This is a genomic window from Mesorhizobium sp. PUT5 (assembly GCF_052216645.1).
Lineage (GTDB): Bacteria > Pseudomonadota > Alphaproteobacteria > Rhizobiales > Rhizobiaceae > Mesorhizobium.
In genome coordinates, this window is the sequence record NZ_JBQOSO010000003.1 from 1 (window position 1) to 14,787 (window position 14,787).

Annotated in this window: 15 protein-coding genes; 6 read left to right on the top strand and 9 right to left on the bottom strand. The window is 64.9% G+C overall.

Features of this window, described 5'->3' with window-relative positions; translation table 11 throughout:
* Window positions 1–217 (bottom strand): heavy-metal-associated domain-containing protein (locus ACTDI4_RS01660; RefSeq protein ID WP_442839488.1); only part of this gene is annotated, 217 nt, incomplete at its 3' end.
* A gap of 96 nt (window positions 218–313) precedes the next feature.
* Here ACTDI4_RS01660 and ACTDI4_RS01665 point away from each other — a divergent pair.
* Window positions 314–1,228, top strand: coding sequence for a LysR family transcriptional regulator (locus ACTDI4_RS01665; protein ID WP_442839489.1), 915 nt, complete (start codon window positions 314–316; stop codon window positions 1,226–1,228).
* Between the two features lie 43 nt (window positions 1,229–1,271).
* Here the strand turns inward: ACTDI4_RS01665 and ACTDI4_RS01670 are convergent, their stop codons facing one another.
* The 5 genes from ACTDI4_RS01670 to ACTDI4_RS01690 form a co-directional block, all read right to left on the bottom strand.
* Window positions 1,272–1,745, bottom strand: coding sequence for a hypothetical protein (locus tag ACTDI4_RS01670; protein WP_442839490.1), 474 nt, complete (start codon window positions 1,743–1,745; stop codon window positions 1,272–1,274).
* Between the two features lie 145 nt (window positions 1,746–1,890).
* Window positions 1,891–2,883, bottom strand: a complete 993-nt coding sequence (locus ACTDI4_RS01675) for an FAD:protein FMN transferase (protein ID WP_442839491.1) — start codon at window positions 2,881–2,883, stop codon at window positions 1,891–1,893.
* Window positions 2,864–5,071: a PepSY domain-containing protein gene (locus ACTDI4_RS01680; RefSeq protein WP_442839492.1), complete on the bottom strand. Its 2,208-nt coding sequence runs from the start codon at window positions 5,069–5,071 to the stop codon at window positions 2,864–2,866. Before ACTDI4_RS01680 ends, ACTDI4_RS01675 begins: the two co-directional genes overlap by 20 nt.
* Before the next feature lie 12 nt (window positions 5,072–5,083).
* A complete protein-coding gene (locus ACTDI4_RS01685) occupies window positions 5,084–5,554 on the bottom strand; it encodes a DUF2271 domain-containing protein (protein WP_442839493.1) in 471 nt (156 codons plus the stop codon).
* A 294-nt stretch (window positions 5,555–5,848) separates the two neighbouring features.
* Window positions 5,849–6,223: a c-type cytochrome gene (locus ACTDI4_RS01690; protein WP_425352085.1), complete on the bottom strand. Its 375-nt coding sequence runs from the start codon at window positions 6,221–6,223 to the stop codon at window positions 5,849–5,851.
* Between the two features lie 307 nt (window positions 6,224–6,530).
* On the opposite strand from ACTDI4_RS01690, the gene ACTDI4_RS01695 reads away from it, so the two are divergent.
* Window positions 6,531–7,853 carry an acetamidase/formamidase family protein gene (locus tag ACTDI4_RS01695; protein WP_442839494.1) on the top strand — a complete coding sequence of 441 codons (1,323 nt, stop codon included), beginning with the start codon at window positions 6,531–6,533 and terminating at the stop codon, window positions 7,851–7,853.
* A gap of 44 nt (window positions 7,854–7,897) precedes the next feature.
* On the opposite strand, the gene ACTDI4_RS01700 is transcribed toward ACTDI4_RS01695, so the two are convergent.
* The 3 genes from ACTDI4_RS01700 to ACTDI4_RS01710 form a co-directional block, all read right to left on the bottom strand.
* The gene (locus tag ACTDI4_RS01700; protein ID WP_442839495.1) at window positions 7,898–8,596 is read right to left on the bottom strand and encodes a VIT1/CCC1 transporter family protein; all 699 of its coding nucleotides are present in this window, start codon (window positions 8,594–8,596) and stop codon (window positions 7,898–7,900) included.
* Between the two features lie 109 nt (window positions 8,597–8,705).
* Window positions 8,706–9,221: a cytochrome b gene (locus tag ACTDI4_RS01705; protein ID WP_442839496.1), complete on the bottom strand. Its 516-nt coding sequence runs from the start codon at window positions 9,219–9,221 to the stop codon at window positions 8,706–8,708.
* A gap of 73 nt (window positions 9,222–9,294) precedes the next feature.
* The gene (locus tag ACTDI4_RS01710) at window positions 9,295–9,693 is read right to left on the bottom strand and encodes a PepSY domain-containing protein (protein WP_442839497.1); all 399 of its coding nucleotides are present in this window, start codon (window positions 9,691–9,693) and stop codon (window positions 9,295–9,297) included.
* A 141-nt stretch (window positions 9,694–9,834) separates the two neighbouring features.
* Between ACTDI4_RS01710 and ACTDI4_RS01715 the strand changes: the two genes are divergently transcribed.
* The 4 genes from ACTDI4_RS01715 (at window position 9,835) to ACTDI4_RS01730 (ending at window position 14,726) form a co-directional block, all read left to right on the top strand.
* Window positions 9,835–10,497 carry a response regulator transcription factor gene (locus ACTDI4_RS01715; RefSeq protein ID WP_442839498.1) on the top strand — a complete coding sequence of 221 codons (663 nt, stop codon included), beginning with the start codon at window positions 9,835–9,837 and terminating at the stop codon, window positions 10,495–10,497.
* Window positions 10,494–11,825 carry an ATP-binding protein gene (locus ACTDI4_RS01720; protein ID WP_442839499.1) on the top strand — a complete coding sequence of 444 codons (1,332 nt, stop codon included), beginning with the start codon at window positions 10,494–10,496 and terminating at the stop codon, window positions 11,823–11,825. The genes ACTDI4_RS01715 and ACTDI4_RS01720 overlap by 4 nt, the downstream gene beginning before the upstream one ends.
* Before the next feature lie 116 nt (window positions 11,826–11,941).
* Window positions 11,942–13,900: a heavy metal translocating P-type ATPase gene (locus tag ACTDI4_RS01725; RefSeq protein ID WP_442839500.1), complete on the top strand. Its 1,959-nt coding sequence runs from the start codon at window positions 11,942–11,944 to the stop codon at window positions 13,898–13,900.
* A gap of 71 nt (window positions 13,901–13,971) precedes the next feature.
* Window positions 13,972–14,726, top strand: a protein-coding gene (locus ACTDI4_RS01730) for an IS5 family transposase (RefSeq protein WP_442843237.1) whose coding sequence is annotated in 2 segments (ribosomal slippage) — window positions 13,972–14,305 and window positions 14,305–14,726 — 756 coding nt in all. Because the reading frame shifts where the segments join, the coding sequence is not laid out codon by codon here.
* The last annotated feature ends 61 nt before the right edge of the window (window positions 14,727–14,787 follow it).

Sequence of the window (14,787 nt, forward strand, 5' to 3'; positions counted from 1 at the left end):
GCCTGGCGGCATAGCCGACCTTGGCCACCGTATCGATCAGGGCATTGACGTCGCTGAGCGATGGGTCGTGTTCAATCTCGATGCGGCCGCTGGAGAATTTTACTTCGGCCTTCATTACGCCGGGCAGCGCCAGCAGCGACTTTTCGATCTTGGGCACGCAAGAGGGACAGGACAGCTCATCGCTGCGCAGCAGGGTGCGGATGGTTGTCGTGGTCATGGTTCGATCCTTTCGGTTGATCGGCGTCGTTTCCGAGGTAGAGATAAGTGAGCAATCTGCGCACAGGGATTGGCGAAACCCGGAAGGAGTCCTTGCATGAATGGACAGGGCCAGGATTGGGACGACCTTCGGCTATTCCTGGCCGTGGCGCGGGCAGGATCGCTGGCGGGCGCAGCGCGCATGCTGGGTGTGACCCATTCGACTGTTTTCCGGCGCATCGGCGCCTTTGAGGCGCGATTGGGGGCGAGGCTATTCAATCGGTTGCCCAGCGGCTACGCGCTGACAGCAGCGGGCGAGGAAATGCGCGATTCCGTTCTTCGCATCGAAGAGGAAATCGCAGCGCTGGCACTGAAGGTCACCGGGCAGGACCAGCGGCCGAGCGGGACGATCCGCATCACCGCGACCGACCTGCTGGCCGTGGCGGTGCTTCCCCGCCATATTGCCGCGTTCCGGGCCGAATGGCCTGGAATCGAAATCGAGGTGGTGGTGGCGGACACGATGCTGGACCTGGCGCGGCGCGAGGCGGACGTGGCGCTGAGGATCGGCAATCCGGTGCAGGAAACGCTGGTCGGGCGACGAGTTGGCCGACTGGCCTTTGCCGTCTACGCAGCTGTGCACACTGGCCTACGGGGGCCGGGCGATCCAGCCCACGGTGACTGGATCGGCTATGGCTCAGCCCACGGCCCACTGAGCCGCAGCCTGGCGCGCTGGTGGCCGCAGATGCGGCAGGTCTATCGGACGAATTCGATCATCGCCGCTCATGCCGCGGCGCGAGCCGGGATCGGCCTTGCCGCCTTGCCCTGCGTGCTTGCCGATTGCGATCCTGAGCTGGTTCGCGCTACGTCGCTTCCCGAAGAGTTCATGCTGGATCTGTGGCTTCTGACCCATGAGGATCTGCGCAATACCGCGCGTGTCCGCAACTTTCTGGATTTCATGGCTGCGGCGCTAACCACCGATGCCGATCTGCTGGAAGGGCGCTGCCCCTGCAAGACGAAACCGGCGGAGGCATGACGCCCCCGCCGGACCCATCCTTCGGGCTGACACCCGACCTGTATCAGTTGAACGCCTGCCAGCCGGGATGCTCGAAATGCTCGCCATAGGCGTTGAGCGCCTGGACGATCGTCACCGCGCCTGTTTCCACCTCGCCTTCCTCCAGCGCCGAGATGCCGTTCATGACTTCACCCAGGACGACGTGGAACTGTTCGTCGACCTTGGGTTCGAGCACGCAGTTCTCGACCATGAAATCGAGCTGCTTTTGAATGTCGGCGGCCATCACCTTGCCGGCATCGGCCGGCAGCGTGCCGGCATGAATCGCCTCCAGATTGGCGGCCATCGTGCCGTGGATCGCGGTCATGCCGGTGATCATGTTCTGATCGCCCTGCCATTTGGCGCCATTGTTCAGCGTGATCTCGATTGCCGCTTCGCCGGCGCCGTCATGGGCATGGGTTTGCGCGGCGGCGATCCCCGGCGCGCCCAGCGCCAGGGCAAGCGCCAGGGCGAAAGCGGTAAAAGGTCTTGCAGTCTGCATAGTCGTCTCCTGTGGTTGATACGTTGCTTCCGGCCGCGACGGGCGGTCAAGGCAATGCCGTTGGGGTTGAGATGAAGATAGACTGTCCGTTTTCGAATAGGTATTGGCGAAGCGTGCAAGAAGTCCTTGCATCAATAGACAGGCGTCAGGTGGCAACCAAACCCTCCCCGCCTGCCCCCGACGACGCCCCGCAGACGAACAGCGAGCCGACGGCGCGGGTCTGGACACCATCGGCGTCACGCATGAGGAAGAGCGCATCAAGGCCACATCGCATCGCCAGCTCACGACCTGCCTCGACACCCAGCACCATCAGCGCCGTTGCCCAGGCATCAGCCTCGGCACAGGTGCGGGCGACCACGGTAACGGAGGCAGGCGGCTCTATCAGAGGGGCGCCGCGCCGCGGGTCCATCGTGTGCGACAGATGGCGGCCGCTGGCGACAAGCCTGTGTCGGTAATCGCCCGACGTGGCGACAGCGGCGTCCTGCAAGGCCAGCAGCGAATGCGGCGCGCGGCGATCAGGGTCGGGCGCTTCGATGGCAATGGTCCAAGGCTGACCATCGGAGCGCAGGCCGCACGCCCGCATCTCGCCGTCGACACCCACCAGCCCGGATGAAATGCCAAAGTCATGCAGCGTCTCGGCCAGCCGATCCACACCGTAACCCTTCGCGATGCCGTTGAGGTCGAGGGTGATCGGCGCCGCCTTGCGTACCCTTGCGCTTGTCGAATCCAGTTCCAGCATCGCGTGGGCGGGCCGGCGCGGCGCATCGAGGGCGTTGCGGATAAGGTGCTGGTCGGCCGCTGCTGGGCCGAAGCCCCAGGCTGCCACTGCATCGCCCATGCCGATGTCGAACGCGCCGCCCGAGGCGCGGCCGATATCGAGCGCAAGGGTGAGCACCTCCATCAAACGCTTCGGCACCTCCACCCAGGCGCCGGGCGGCGCCGCGTTGAGACGCATCAGGTCGCTGTCGGGCTTCCAGGTGGACATCTGCGCATCCACCTCGTCCACCGCCGCCTGAAGTGCGTCACGGACCGGCCCAGGATCGAACGCTTCAGCCGCATAAAACAGCGCCGTCCAGCGCGTGCCCATGGTGGGGCCGTTCAGTGCATGGCGCTTCGCTTCAATAGACATCTTCGACATAGCGTCCCTGAGCCTTGAGCAGGGCCGGCGTCAGCCCCGCAGGTGCGAGGATATCGGTGAGCGCGGCAGAGACGCCGGCCGCCATGTCGCGTCCGCCGCAGACCATGATCCGCGCGCCCCTGGTGATCAGGCGCGTGATCTCGGCAGCTTCCTCGCGCAACGCATCTTGCACGTAGCGGGGCATGCGCCCGCGCGAGCAGGCGGTGGCAAGATGGCGCAGATGGCCTTGCCGCTGCCAGTCTGCCAGTTCCGCGTCGTAGAGGAAGTCGCTGGTGGGGTGGCGCATGCCGAAGAACAGGTGGATCGGGCGCCGCCGCGTATTGGCGCGCACGAAGCCGGCCAGCGGCCCGATTCCTGTGCCGGCACCGATCAGGATCAGCGGTGTGTGGCCGCGCCCAGGGTAGAAGCCGAGGTTGTGGCGCAGGAAGGCGCTGACGGTATCGCCGGGCTCCAGTCCGAAAAGCTGGCTCGAGCACAGGCCGCCGGGGTGCTTCTTCACGACGATTTCAATGAAGCTGTCGCGAAGCCCGGAGGCGAGCGAATAGAACCGGGGAGCGGCCGAGCCTTCCGGCACGATGCCGATGAGGTCGCCCGCGCGGAAGCGGCCAAAGCCATGGCCGGCCAGCCGCCGCCAAAGCGCAATTTCAGGCAGGGCAAAGCGCAGGATGGTCGTCGGGGCCTGAACATCGGCACCGTAATCGCGGCGCGAAAGCAGCGTCAGCGACAGGGCGGCCGGCGGGACTGACTGGTGTTCGAGCACCAGGTCGATGCCCATCGCCCTGCCCAGCGCGCGGCCCCAGCGGGCAAAATCCTGCGGCGACTGGCGGTCTACCGTGTCGAAGGGGATGAGCAGGTGCCAACCTTTGGCTGCTGCCGTCTCCGCCACCGCGTGTGCGAAGGCGCAATAGGCGGCAAAGCCGCGGTCGCCGAAGCCAAGCACCGCCAGCGGTGCGGAAGGGGCCGTGGGCAGGGTCTGCAGCCGGTCGAGGAAAGCCCTCGCCGAGGCCGGCGCATCGCCGTCACCATAGGTGGCGGCGAGAATCAGGATGCGCCGCGCCTGCCGGTAGCGCGCCGGGTCAAAGGCCGACATCGGCGCGGCATGCACCGTCTGGCCCGCACGTGTCAGCGCGCCATGCAAGGTCGCGGCGAAACCCCAGCTGCTGCCGCCTTCGCTGCCGACTAGAATGATCGTCTCGGCATGCCCTGCGGCGACATTGCCGCGGATGCGCGGCCGCCCGCGCCGGCCCGCGAGCCACAGGACAAGGCCCGTGCCCGCCATGGCCGGCACGCCAAGCGCCATGAGCCCGAGGACCAGCCCGAGCGTGGCTGCTCCCTGTCCGGTGTGGAGCATGTAGATGGTTTCCGAGATACGCTGCCACACGCCCAGGTCGCTCCACGCCAAGACCGCGCCGGTGCCCTGATCAAGATAGCCGGTGCCGCGATCGGTCTTGAGGGTGAAGACGTCTACCGCGTCGCCGGGGTCGGGGAATGACAGGCTGCGCAGCTCCGCAACGGGCGTTTTCTTCAGCCTGTCGATCACCGCGACGGACGCCCCGGTCTGGCCGCTGGCCTCGTTGAGGAAGGCTGGCGATGTCGGCCTGTCGGGCAAAAGATCGAAGGTCGAGGCCGTCATCCAGAGGGCCGTGGCCGAGGACAACAGGAGGCCGGCGACCGCGACGCGCGCAATCTCGACATGCAGGCGGCCGGCAAGCGGCCCACGCAGCGGCGCGAACCAGCGCCGCCAGCCGCCGGCCCGGCGCGCCACCAGCCCCGCGCCGGACAGGGTCAATACCAGCATGGCGGCAGCGCCGACAGCCATCGCCAGGCGGCCGCCGTCACCGAGAAGCATCGAGCGATGCAGGTTGGTCAGCCACCGTTGGGACGGGTTGGGGTCAGCGGCAGCGATGTCTTGGCCGGTGGCGGGATCGACTATCGCCGCCTGCGGCGCACCATCCTCGAACCAGTAGGCGGTGATCCGGCCCGAAGGAGCCCGTCGGATCTGCTCTACTTGCGGGTGAGCGGCCTCGATGCGTGCCGCCAGATCGGCGACGGACAGCATCGCCGCCGCCTGCGGCGAAGTCAGCCGCTCGGCGGCAGGAAACAGCGACAGGGCCGCTCCGCTCAGGCTGAGTACCACCAGCAGAAACGCGGCCAGAAGGCCCGGCCAGCGGTGAAGGGCGCGCATCATGGCCGCCTCCGGCTACATGGCGTAGGAGAAATCGGCGATGTAGCGCCGGCCGGGCAGCGTGGTGCCAGCGCCAGCCGCCGTCAGCGGCACGGCCACTTCGTTGGGGCTGTCGCGCATATCCTCGACAGCGGCATCGACATGCAGCGTATAGCCGGCGTCGAACAGCGCGTCGGCAAGATCGAGCGTGATTTCCAGTGTGCGGCCCGCCCCGACGCTGGCGCCGGTGATGCCGTCGATCTCCGCGACATTGCCGCCGGTGGCGCGATACCAGCCGGACAGGTGCTCGTAATATTTGGACTTGGCCCCGGCCATCCACAGGCTTCCGACATAGGCGCCCTGCGCGTCGGTGACATAGAGCGCCAGATAGGCGCCGTCGCCGCCGTAGTTGCTCAGCGTCGTGGTCAGGGTGACGGGCCGGGCCATGGCGAGGCCGGGAAGCGTAAGCGCCGTCGTGATGGCAAGGATTGCAAGAAGGGATTTCATGTCGATGGTACCTTCTCCGAAGCCGCGAGCCAGTGGTGCCTTGTGCTCGCCGGTGCGTTCAATCTGGAGAAGGTGCCTGAGCGCTTGCTGACGGCCTCGCGATTTTTGCTTCAGCTTATCGTCAGAAATCCATTGGCGTGTCGCCATCGTGCGCGGCTTTCGTCGGGTCGCGTTCCAAAAGCTGGACGACGCCCGTACGAGAAAACCCGGAACGGGTCGTGCAGATCTGAAAAGCCACGACCCGCCCCGGGCTCGATATCTCTTTTCAGCTTGCCTGTTGAAGGTCAGGAGCGGTCAATCATGCGTCTTTCCGCCCGCATCGAATTGCTTCAGATAGGCGATCAGGTCTGAGATTTTTTGCTCGTCCTTCAAGCCTGCATAGATCATCTTCGTGCCGGGGATGGTGGCCTTCGGATTCTTGATATATTCGCGGAACGTCTCCTCGTCCCAGACGATCCCGGAATCCTTGTTTGCCGGTGAATACTTATACCCTTCGACCGAACCTGAGTGCCGGCCGATCAGGCCATTGAGCTCCGGCCCGACACCGTTCTTGGCCTTTTCCCCAATCTGGTGACAAGCCCTGCATGCGGCAAACACCTTCTTGCCGGCCTCGGCGTCGTCTGCCGAAGCTGTCGCCGTTGCGAAAAATACCGTCGCCACGGACATCATGGCAGCGTAAAGACAGGCCTTCATGCGATATTCCTCCTACAGTGAGCCGCTTTGGATGCGGCACGACGAATGAAATTCAATAGGGTGGATGGGTGCTTCCGCCCACGGGACGATATGAAGCTCTCCGTCCGCCACTTCCGGTAGCTTGCAGTTGGCATCGATGCCGGCGCCTACGATTATCTGACCGAGCGTAGCCTCCCTCAACTGAAGCTCGATATGATATCCTGATATGGTATTCTAACATGGGCTGTACTTGGCAGGCTAACCGCCGGGTAGACCAAAGGAAACGCATATTCGGAGGAGTGGCATGGACGAGGAAACCGCAATTTCCACAACACCTCGACGCAGCGTTATCGTAAATGGCTTCACCAATAGTGTCCTCGATCCGAATGCACCGATGCTCGGGCCGGTCGAGAACGGCGGCACCATCATCGCCAACACGGCGCCGGGCTGCTGGGGGCCGATGATCACACCGCGCCTGCGCGGCGGCCACGAGGTCACCCAGCCCGTCTATGTCGACGGTGCCGAGCCGGGCGACGGTATCGCAATCCGCATCCGCGACATCACTGTCACTTCCATCGCCACCGCCTCCGGCCACGATTCGTCTCCGGAAGGATTCTGTCTCGGCGACCCTTACGTTGCTGCCCGCTGTCCGACCTGCGACGAGATTTGGCCGGAGACGCATCTGGAAGGAATAGGCCAGGATGCCGTCAGATGCGACAAGTGCGGGAATGCGGTCAAGCCGTTCGAGATTGTTCATGGCTACACCGTCGTCTTCGACGAGACACGTCAGGTCGGAGTGACCGTGTCGAAGGAGGTGGCGGAGAACATCGCCCGCAACGCCCATCATTATGCAGCCTTGCCGGACGAGTCGGTGCAGCATCCGATTCTGGCCTTCGCGCCATCGGATATGCCCGGCGTCATGGTGCGCATGCGCCCCTTCCTCGGGCAACTCGGCACGACACCGTCATGCCCGATGCCGGATTCGCATAATGCCGGTGATTTCGGCTCTTTCCTTGTCGGCGCCCCGCACCCCTACGCCCTGACCGCCGAACAACTCGCCGAACACAAGACCGACGGCCACATGGACATCGACGCCGTACGGCCGGGCGCCATACTGATCGCGCCGGTCAAGGTGAAGGGAGCAGGCGTCTACATGGGCGACATGCACGCCGCCCAGGGCGACGGCGAGATCGCCGGCCACACGATGGATGTTGCGGGCAGCGTCACCCTGCAGGTTGAAGTGGTAAAGAACTTTCCCATAGACGGTCCGGTCCTGTTCCCCCTGCTCGAAGACCTTCCACCGTTGGCGCGTCCGTTCAGCGCCGATGAACGCGCCAGGGCTGAGCGGCTGGCTCATTCGTGGGGCATGGATCGTCTTGAAGAGTTGGCGCCCATCTCGATTATCGGAACTGCCGCCAACATGAATGCGGCTATCGACAACGGGCTTGCGCGGGCGGCAAAGCTTCTCGGCATGACGGTTCCGGAGGTGCGCAATCGAGCCACGATAAACGGCGCGATCGAGATCGGTCGCGCACCGGGCGTCATCCAGGTGACCTTCCTCGCGTCGATGAACCAGCTCGACGCCGCAGGTTTGGGTGATTATGCGCGCGAACAATACAATCTGTGAGCGCCGTACATGGTCATAAGGCGAGCTCTCAGGGGCACGCTCCCTCAAACCACCGTGCCGAACAGGCTGCCGATTCCCGCTGTGATCGCCATGGCCATCGCGCCCCAGAAGGTCACGCGCACCACGGCCTTGCCAATTTTCGCGCCGCCGGCGCGTGCGCCAATTGCGCCGAGCAATGCGAGGAACAGGAGAGATGCGACGGATACACCGGCGACAATCATGGAATACGGCATCAGGACAGCAGCCAGCAACGGCATCGCGGCGCCGGCTGCGAAGGTAGCTGCCGAGGTGAATGCCGCCTGGATCGGTCGCGCCGCCGTCACCTCGGACATGCCAAATTCGTCGCGCGCGTGCGCGCCGAGCGCATCCTTGGCCATGAGTTGATCCGCGACCTGGAATGCGAGCGCTCGGTCAAGGCCGCGCTGCATGTAGATCTGCGCTAACTCCTCGCGTTCAAAGTCCGGCTGGCTTGCAAGCTCCTGCCTTTCGCGTGCGAGGTCGGCCTGTTCTGTGTCGGACTGGGAACTGACTGAGACATATTCGCCGGCGGCCATGGACATGGCGCCGGCAACCAGGCCGGCAATGCCGGCAACGAGCACTTCGGATGTTGAGGCAGAGGCCGCCGCGACGCCCACGATCAGGCTGGCAGTCGAGACGATTCCGTCATTCGCGCCGAGAACCGCCGCGCGCAGCCAGCCGATGCGCGCGACCAGATGGGTTTCCGGATGCAGATGCGCGTGCACCAAAGCCTCCCTGCGGTTTTGCCCTGCCTTGCCCGGACCCATTCCCGCCGCCGTGGTATCCCGCGGGCCGACTATGGCTGGCCGCACCGGCGAGCTGAAGCCCCTCTGTTCAGCGCAGACTCATGCGCTGGAGCGTTCCGTCACGCAGCACGAACTGGTGCCAGATAGCCATCAGCGCGTGCAAGCCAGCAAGGATCAGGATGAATGTGCCGGCATTCTCGTGCAGATTGGCGATCAGGCCGGGGCGTCCCTGGACCGCTGCGGTGAGCGCCGGAAGCTCGATGCCGAGAAAAGACACCGGCACTCCCATGCGCGATGCAGCGTACCAGCCGGTGATCGGCAGGCCGACCATGAGTAGATAAAGCAGGCCGTGGCCGGTTTTTGCGGCGGTTGCGAGCCAGCTGCTCCCGCCATTCGCCTCAGGTGCGGCGCCGGCCAGCCGCAGGATCAGGCGGGGCACAATGAGGGCCAACACCGCCAGGCCCAGCGTGAAATGCAGCAGGGGCGGGTTGTCGACTATTTCGCGGCCGCCCTCTGCCGTCAGCCAGGCGCCGAGCACCAGAAGGGCGGTCAGCCAGTGAATGATGATCATGGTTTTCGAATAGCGGAAGGAGGTGCTCGGCATGGTGGCTTTTCCTGCGATGGAAAGGGTTGGGTGTGCCGGACCGACGCCGGCGTGGCCTGCCGGTCATGTCACCTTACTTGACGACGCTTTTCGGCAGCTTGCCCGTCTCGAAAAGCTTGTTCGCCGGGGCTGCGCCGGAAGTATCGCTCGCGCCGGATTCGGAAGATCGCCGCCGTTCGCGCATGGTCTCGTCATCGTCCCGGTCTTTGTACTTCATCTTCACGACCGAAAGCGTTGCCGGGTCGATCTTGGCCTTGAACGACTGTCCGGCCCCGTCGATGCCCCTGATCTGGTAACAGCCGTCATCGATCTTGAGCCTGCTCACCTGCCAGCCGCGCGCTTTGGCCATTGCCTCAACCGCTTCGCGAGACTGCCACTGATCCATCGGCACGTGACAATCATCGTCGGCCATCGCCGTACCGGCTCCAACCATGATGAGGAAAAGCGAGGCTGCCACGATATGTTTCATCATGTCATTTGTCCTGCATCAGCGTTTACATGAAGAAATGCTGGCACCCATTCCTGACGGGTAGCTGAAGCCGAATCGACTTTTGCGTCAGGCGGCTGACAGGTTCGGCGGCCAGAGATCAGGAACAGGCGCGGTGATACCTTCATGAGAGTCCTTCTGGTGGAAGACGACACGATCCTCGGCGCAGCGGTGCGTGATCACATCGCGGCCGACAGTCATTCGGTCGATTGGGTCACCCGCCTCGACGCAGCGATCGACCATCTGGACAGCGCCGCCTACGACCTTGTCCTTCTCGACCTCATGCTTCCCGATGGGCAGGGCATCGCCTTCCTGCGCGATCTGCGCCGCAAAGGCAGCGTAACGCCGGTCATCATCCTGACGGCGCTGGATCAGATTTCGGACCGCATCAATGGGCTCAATGCGGGTGCGGATGACTACATGACCAAGCCCTTCGATCTGTCCGAGCTGTCGGCGCGGCTGAATGCGGTGGCACGTCGTTACAGTGGCAACCCCAACCCGCTCGTCAGGCTCGGGGATCTCCAGGTCGACCTCGCCGCCAGGACCGTCATGCGCAATGGCCGCTCCATCGATCTGACGGCGCGCGAGTGGGCGCTGTTCGAGGCTTTCGTCCAGCGCCCCGGCCAGGTGGTTTCAAAGACGCAACTGGAAGAGCGGCTCTATACCTTCGGCGCCGAGGTGGAGAGCAACACGATCGAGGTCCATGTCAGCCGTCTGCGCAAGAAACTCGGGCATTCGGTGATCGATACGGTGCGCGGGATCGGCTATCGGCTGGGTGGTGCTCGGTGATTGCGCCTCGAAGCCTGCAATGGCGTCTGTCGCTCTGGCTGGGGCTGGGCATGACCCTGCTCTGGGTGGCGACGGCCGCGGTGACCGCCCAAAAACTTCGCCACGAGATGGACGAGGTCTTCGACAGCGCCCTCGAGGAAACCGGCCAGCGCCTTCTGCCGCTGGCCGTTCGCGACGTCATCGGCCGGGACAGCGACGACGAACCCGACCAGAGCGTCGCGACGATGCGCGAGCACAATGAATACTTCACCTATGTGGTGCGAGACGCGGAAGGTCGGGTACTGCTGCGCTCGCACAAGGCCGATTTGTCGGTCTTTCCGCCGTTCATCGGCATGGGATTTGCGAATACTCCCACCCACCGCATCTATTCCGACGCAGCACTTCAGGGCACAGTCACCATTTCCGTCGCCGAGCCGCTGGCGCGGCGGCGCGCGGTGGCATGGCAGACGTTGCTCGGACTGGCGCTTCCGCTCGGCCTGCTCGTTCCTGTCAGCCTGATCGGGGTATGGGCGGTCGTGCGCCTGTCGATGGGGCCGCTCCGGCGCTTCCGCTCGGACATCGAGGTCCGGGGTGCAGGCGATCTGACACCCATTTCCGCGGAAGGCCTGCCTTCGGAGATCCAGCCGAATGCGCTGGCAGTGAACCGCTTGCTTGAGCGTCTCAGCCGCACGCTGGAGGCCGAGCGCAGCTTTACCGCCAATTCCGCGCATGAACTGCGTACACCGGTCGCGGCGGCGCTTGCGCAAACGCAAAGGCTGATCATCGAAACATCGGACAAGGCCGCGCGCGACCGCGCCCGCGAAATCGAGGCGGCCTTGCACCGGCTTTCCAGGCTGTCGGAAAAGCTGATGCAACTGGCGAGAGCCGAAGGGGCGCGGCTTCGGACAACCGAGCCGACCGACCTCGCCGCCATCCTGAAGATGCTCGTGGGCGAAATGGCGGAAACCGCCGACGGCACCGACCGTATCAAACTGACGCTGCCCGATGGCCCCATGCTGTCGCGGATCGATCCCGATGCCTTCGCGATCCTGGCGCGCAATCTGATCGAGAACGCGCTGAAGCACGGTTGTCGGCAGGAGCCGGTGCGTGTGGCGCTGTCGGCGGACGGCGTGCTGTGCGTCGCCAATGCCGGACCGGCCGTAGCGCCGGATCTGCTTGCCCGCCTGTCCGAGCCGTTCGAACGGGGACAGGCGCAGGCGGATGGCGCCGGTCTCGGCTTGGCTATCGCCAAGACCATCGCCGCCGGCACCGGCGGCAGGATCGAGCTGCGGTCGCCGCGGGAGGGGCGGCAGGACGGTTTCGAAGCCCGGTTCTTCATCGGCGGATGACGGTGTGATCCGCCTGGAGGCGGCAAATGTGCGAAGATGATGTCGGTGGCCGCCCGCTGCGCGACCGAAACGATCGAGAGGACGACGTGAAGCGATCTGTATCGTTGGATTTTCCGATGGCCTTGTCCCTGGCAACCGTTCTGGGGATGGTTCTGGCCATCGCCGGCAGGTGGCTTTTCGGCGGGGAGCTGGCTTTCCTCGGCCCGCCGGGCCTGACACTCGTCTATCTTGCCGGCGGGATGCCGGCCGCATGGCGGGCCCTGGCCGCGCTCTGGCGCGAACGCATCCTCGACATCGACCTGCTGATGGTCGTCGCGGCGATCGCCGCCGCCGTGGTCGGCGCGCCTTTCGAGGGCGCCGTGCTTTTGACGCTCTTCAGCATTTCCACCACGCTGGAGCATCGGGCTCTGGGGCGCGCGCGCCGCGCGATCGAGGCGCTGATGGCGCTTCGGCCGGAAACGGCGCTGCGCAAGGGCACGGACGGAAGGGTCGAGGAGGTTCCGGCGGCCGAACTTGCCGTCGGCGATGTGGTGGTGCTGCGCCCCGGCGCACGGGTACCTACCGACGGCGTGATCCTGAGCGGGCGCGGCGGCATCGACGAGGCCAACATCACCGGCGAATCCATGCCCGTCTCCAAGGAGCCCGGCGAGCAGGTGTTCGAGGCCACCGTCAATCTCGACGGCGTGCTGGAGGTGTCGGTCACCAGGACGGTCGGCGACAGCACCATTGCGCGCATGATCCTGCTGGTGACCGAGGCGCAGGCCGCAAAGGCTCCCTCCGAGCGGTTCAGCTCCTGGTTCGGGCAGCGCTACACCGTTGCGGTCCTGGCGGGCGCGATGCTCGCCTTCGCCGCCTTCTACTGGCTGGGGCGAGACTGGGAGCAGGCGCTCTACAAGGCCGCCACGCTGCTGGTCGCGGCCAGCCCCTGCGCCATCGTCATATCCGTTCCGGCCGCCATCCTGTCGGCGCTGTCGGCCGCCGCGCGAGGCGGCGTGCTGTTCAAGGGGGGCGCCGCTCTCGAAACGCTCGCGGCCGTCGACACGTTTGCGTTCGACAAGACGGGAACCCTGACGACCGGCCGCGCCGCGGTGACGCAGGTGGTCGCGCTGGATGGCGACGAGGAGCGCTTCCTATCGCTGCTCGGCGGCCTCGAAGCGCATTCGGAGCACCATATCGCCGCCGCGATCCGCAGGGAGGTGGCGACCCGTGATCTCAACATAGCAGATGTCGTTGACGTGAACGCGCGACCAGGTGTCGGAATAGAAGGATTCGATGCGCTCGGCCCAGTGTGGGCGGGCAACTCGTATCTGGTTGAGGAAATGGGCGCGCGTATCGATCGCCCCGAGTTGCAAAAGATTGCCGGCAACGCCCAAACGGTGATTTATCTCGGGCGCGGCGCCACTGTGCTGGGCGCCGTCAGCGTGGCGGACGAGGCCAGGGCCAGCTCCGCTGCGGCGTTGGCCGCCCTGCGCGACAGTGGCGTGCACAGGATCGTCATGATGACGGGAGACCGTAAGCCTGTAGCGCTGCGCATCGGCGCCGAGCTTGGGCTGAAGCCCGAGGAGATCCATGCCGGGATGCTGCCTCATGACAAGGTGCGCGAAGTCGGAGAACTGGCGGCAAGCGGCAAGATCGCCTTCGTCGGTGATGGCGTCAACGACGCCGCCGCCCTTGCCCGCGCCGACGTCGGCATCGCCATGGGAGCGGCCGGCTCGGAGGTCGCGCTCCAGGCCGCCGACGTGGCCCTGCTTTCGGAAGACTTGGAAACGCTTGCCCACGCACACCGGCTGGCCCGCCGCTCGGCCGCCATCATCCGGCAGAACCTCGTCGTCGCCATCGGAGCGATGGTGGTTCTGGTCACCGGCGGCTTGTTCTTCAACCTGCCCCTGCCGCTGGCGGTCGTCGGCCATGAAGGTGGAACCGTCCTTGTCGTGCTGAATGGCCTGCGGTTGCTGTCGGATCCGATCCGCCGTGCCACGGCCGGGTCAGCTGCCGGCCAATTGTCGACAGTCGTGCAGTCTTCGGCGCCTGCGAAACCGGCCACCGACCACGAGATCCCGGAGCATGCAGGTTAGGTTCAGGACCTATTAAAATGGTTGCGGATGTGACGATCAGTTGATTCATTGTGGCGCGAGGAGGCGCTGCAATGAGTGATTTGATCTGGCTGTCGGACGCGCAGATGCGACGGATCGAGCGACATTTTCCACGGTCTCACGGTGTGCCGAGGGTCGATGATCGTCGGATCGTCAGTGGCATCATCTTCGTGATCAGGAACGGGCTGCGGTGGCGTGACGCGCCCCGGGAATACGGTCCCCACAAGACGATCTACAACCGCTTCATCCGCTGGAGCCGGCTCGGCGTCTTCAACCGGATATTTGCCGAATTGGCGGCAAAAGGCGGCAAGCCCGATCAACTGATGATCGACGCCACCCATTTGAAGGCGCATCGAACGGCCGCAAGCCTGCTTAAAAAGGGGCTGTTCCCCGACGCATCGGGCGAACCAGGGGCGGCCTGAACTCCAAGCTGCATGCTGTGTGCGATGGTCTTGGTCGACCGCTCATCATGCTGCTCAGCGAAGGGCAGATGAGCGACTACAAAGGCGCGGCGCTGATGATCGATGCTTTCCCGAAAGCCGCAGCCTTGCTCGGCGACAAGGGCTACGACGCCGACTGGTTCCGCACGGCCCTGGCCGATCGAGGCATCGCCGCCTGCATCCCGTCCAGAGCCAACCGCAACGTGCCGATCCCGCACGACACCGTCCTCTACCGCCGTCGCCACAAGATCGAGAACATGTTCGGCAGGCTCAAGGACTGGCGCCGCATCCACACCCGCTATGACCGCTGCGCCCACACCTTCATGTCCGCCATCTGTATCGCAGCAGCCGTAATCTTCTGGCTCTGATCAACGAGTCCTGAGCCTAGTGGGTGGCTTCCGGGTTCTCGGGAATTTTCTGGAAACACGA

Bases quoted from the DNA above. Each gene is read 5' to 3' on its own strand.
- ACTDI4_RS01670 (WP_442839490.1), bottom strand. From the start codon at position 1,745: ATGCAGACTGCAAGACCTTTTACCGCTTTCGCCCTGGCGCTTGCCCTG.
- ACTDI4_RS01680 (WP_442839492.1), bottom strand. From the start codon at position 5,071: ATGATGCGCGCCCTTCACCGCTGGCCGGGCCTTCTGGCCGCGTTTCTG.
- ACTDI4_RS01705 (WP_442839496.1), bottom strand. From the start codon at position 9,221: ATGCCGAGCACCTCCTTCCGCTATTCGAAAACCATGATCATCATTCAC.
- ACTDI4_RS01715 (WP_442839498.1), top strand. From the start codon at position 9,835: ATGAGAGTCCTTCTGGTGGAAGACGACACGATCCTCGGCGCAGCGGTG.
- ACTDI4_RS01685 (WP_442839493.1), bottom strand. From the start codon at position 5,554: ATGAAATCCCTTCTTGCAATCCTTGCCATCACGACGGCGCTTACGCTT.
- ACTDI4_RS01695 (WP_442839494.1), top strand. From the start codon at position 6,531: ATGGACGAGGAAACCGCAATTTCCACAACACCTCGACGCAGCGTTATC.
- ACTDI4_RS01690 (WP_425352085.1), bottom strand. From the start codon at position 6,223: ATGATGTCCGTGGCGACGGTATTTTTCGCAACGGCGACAGCTTCGGCA.
- ACTDI4_RS01675 (WP_442839491.1), bottom strand. From the start codon at position 2,883: ATGTCGAAGATGTCTATTGAAGCGAAGCGCCATGCACTGAACGGCCCC.
- ACTDI4_RS01710 (WP_442839497.1), bottom strand. From the start codon at position 9,693: ATGATGAAACATATCGTGGCAGCCTCGCTTTTCCTCATCATGGTTGGA.
- ACTDI4_RS01665 (WP_442839489.1), top strand. From the start codon at position 314: ATGAATGGACAGGGCCAGGATTGGGACGACCTTCGGCTATTCCTGGCC.
- ACTDI4_RS01725 (WP_442839500.1), top strand. From the start codon at position 11,942: ATGGCCTTGTCCCTGGCAACCGTTCTGGGGATGGTTCTGGCCATCGCC.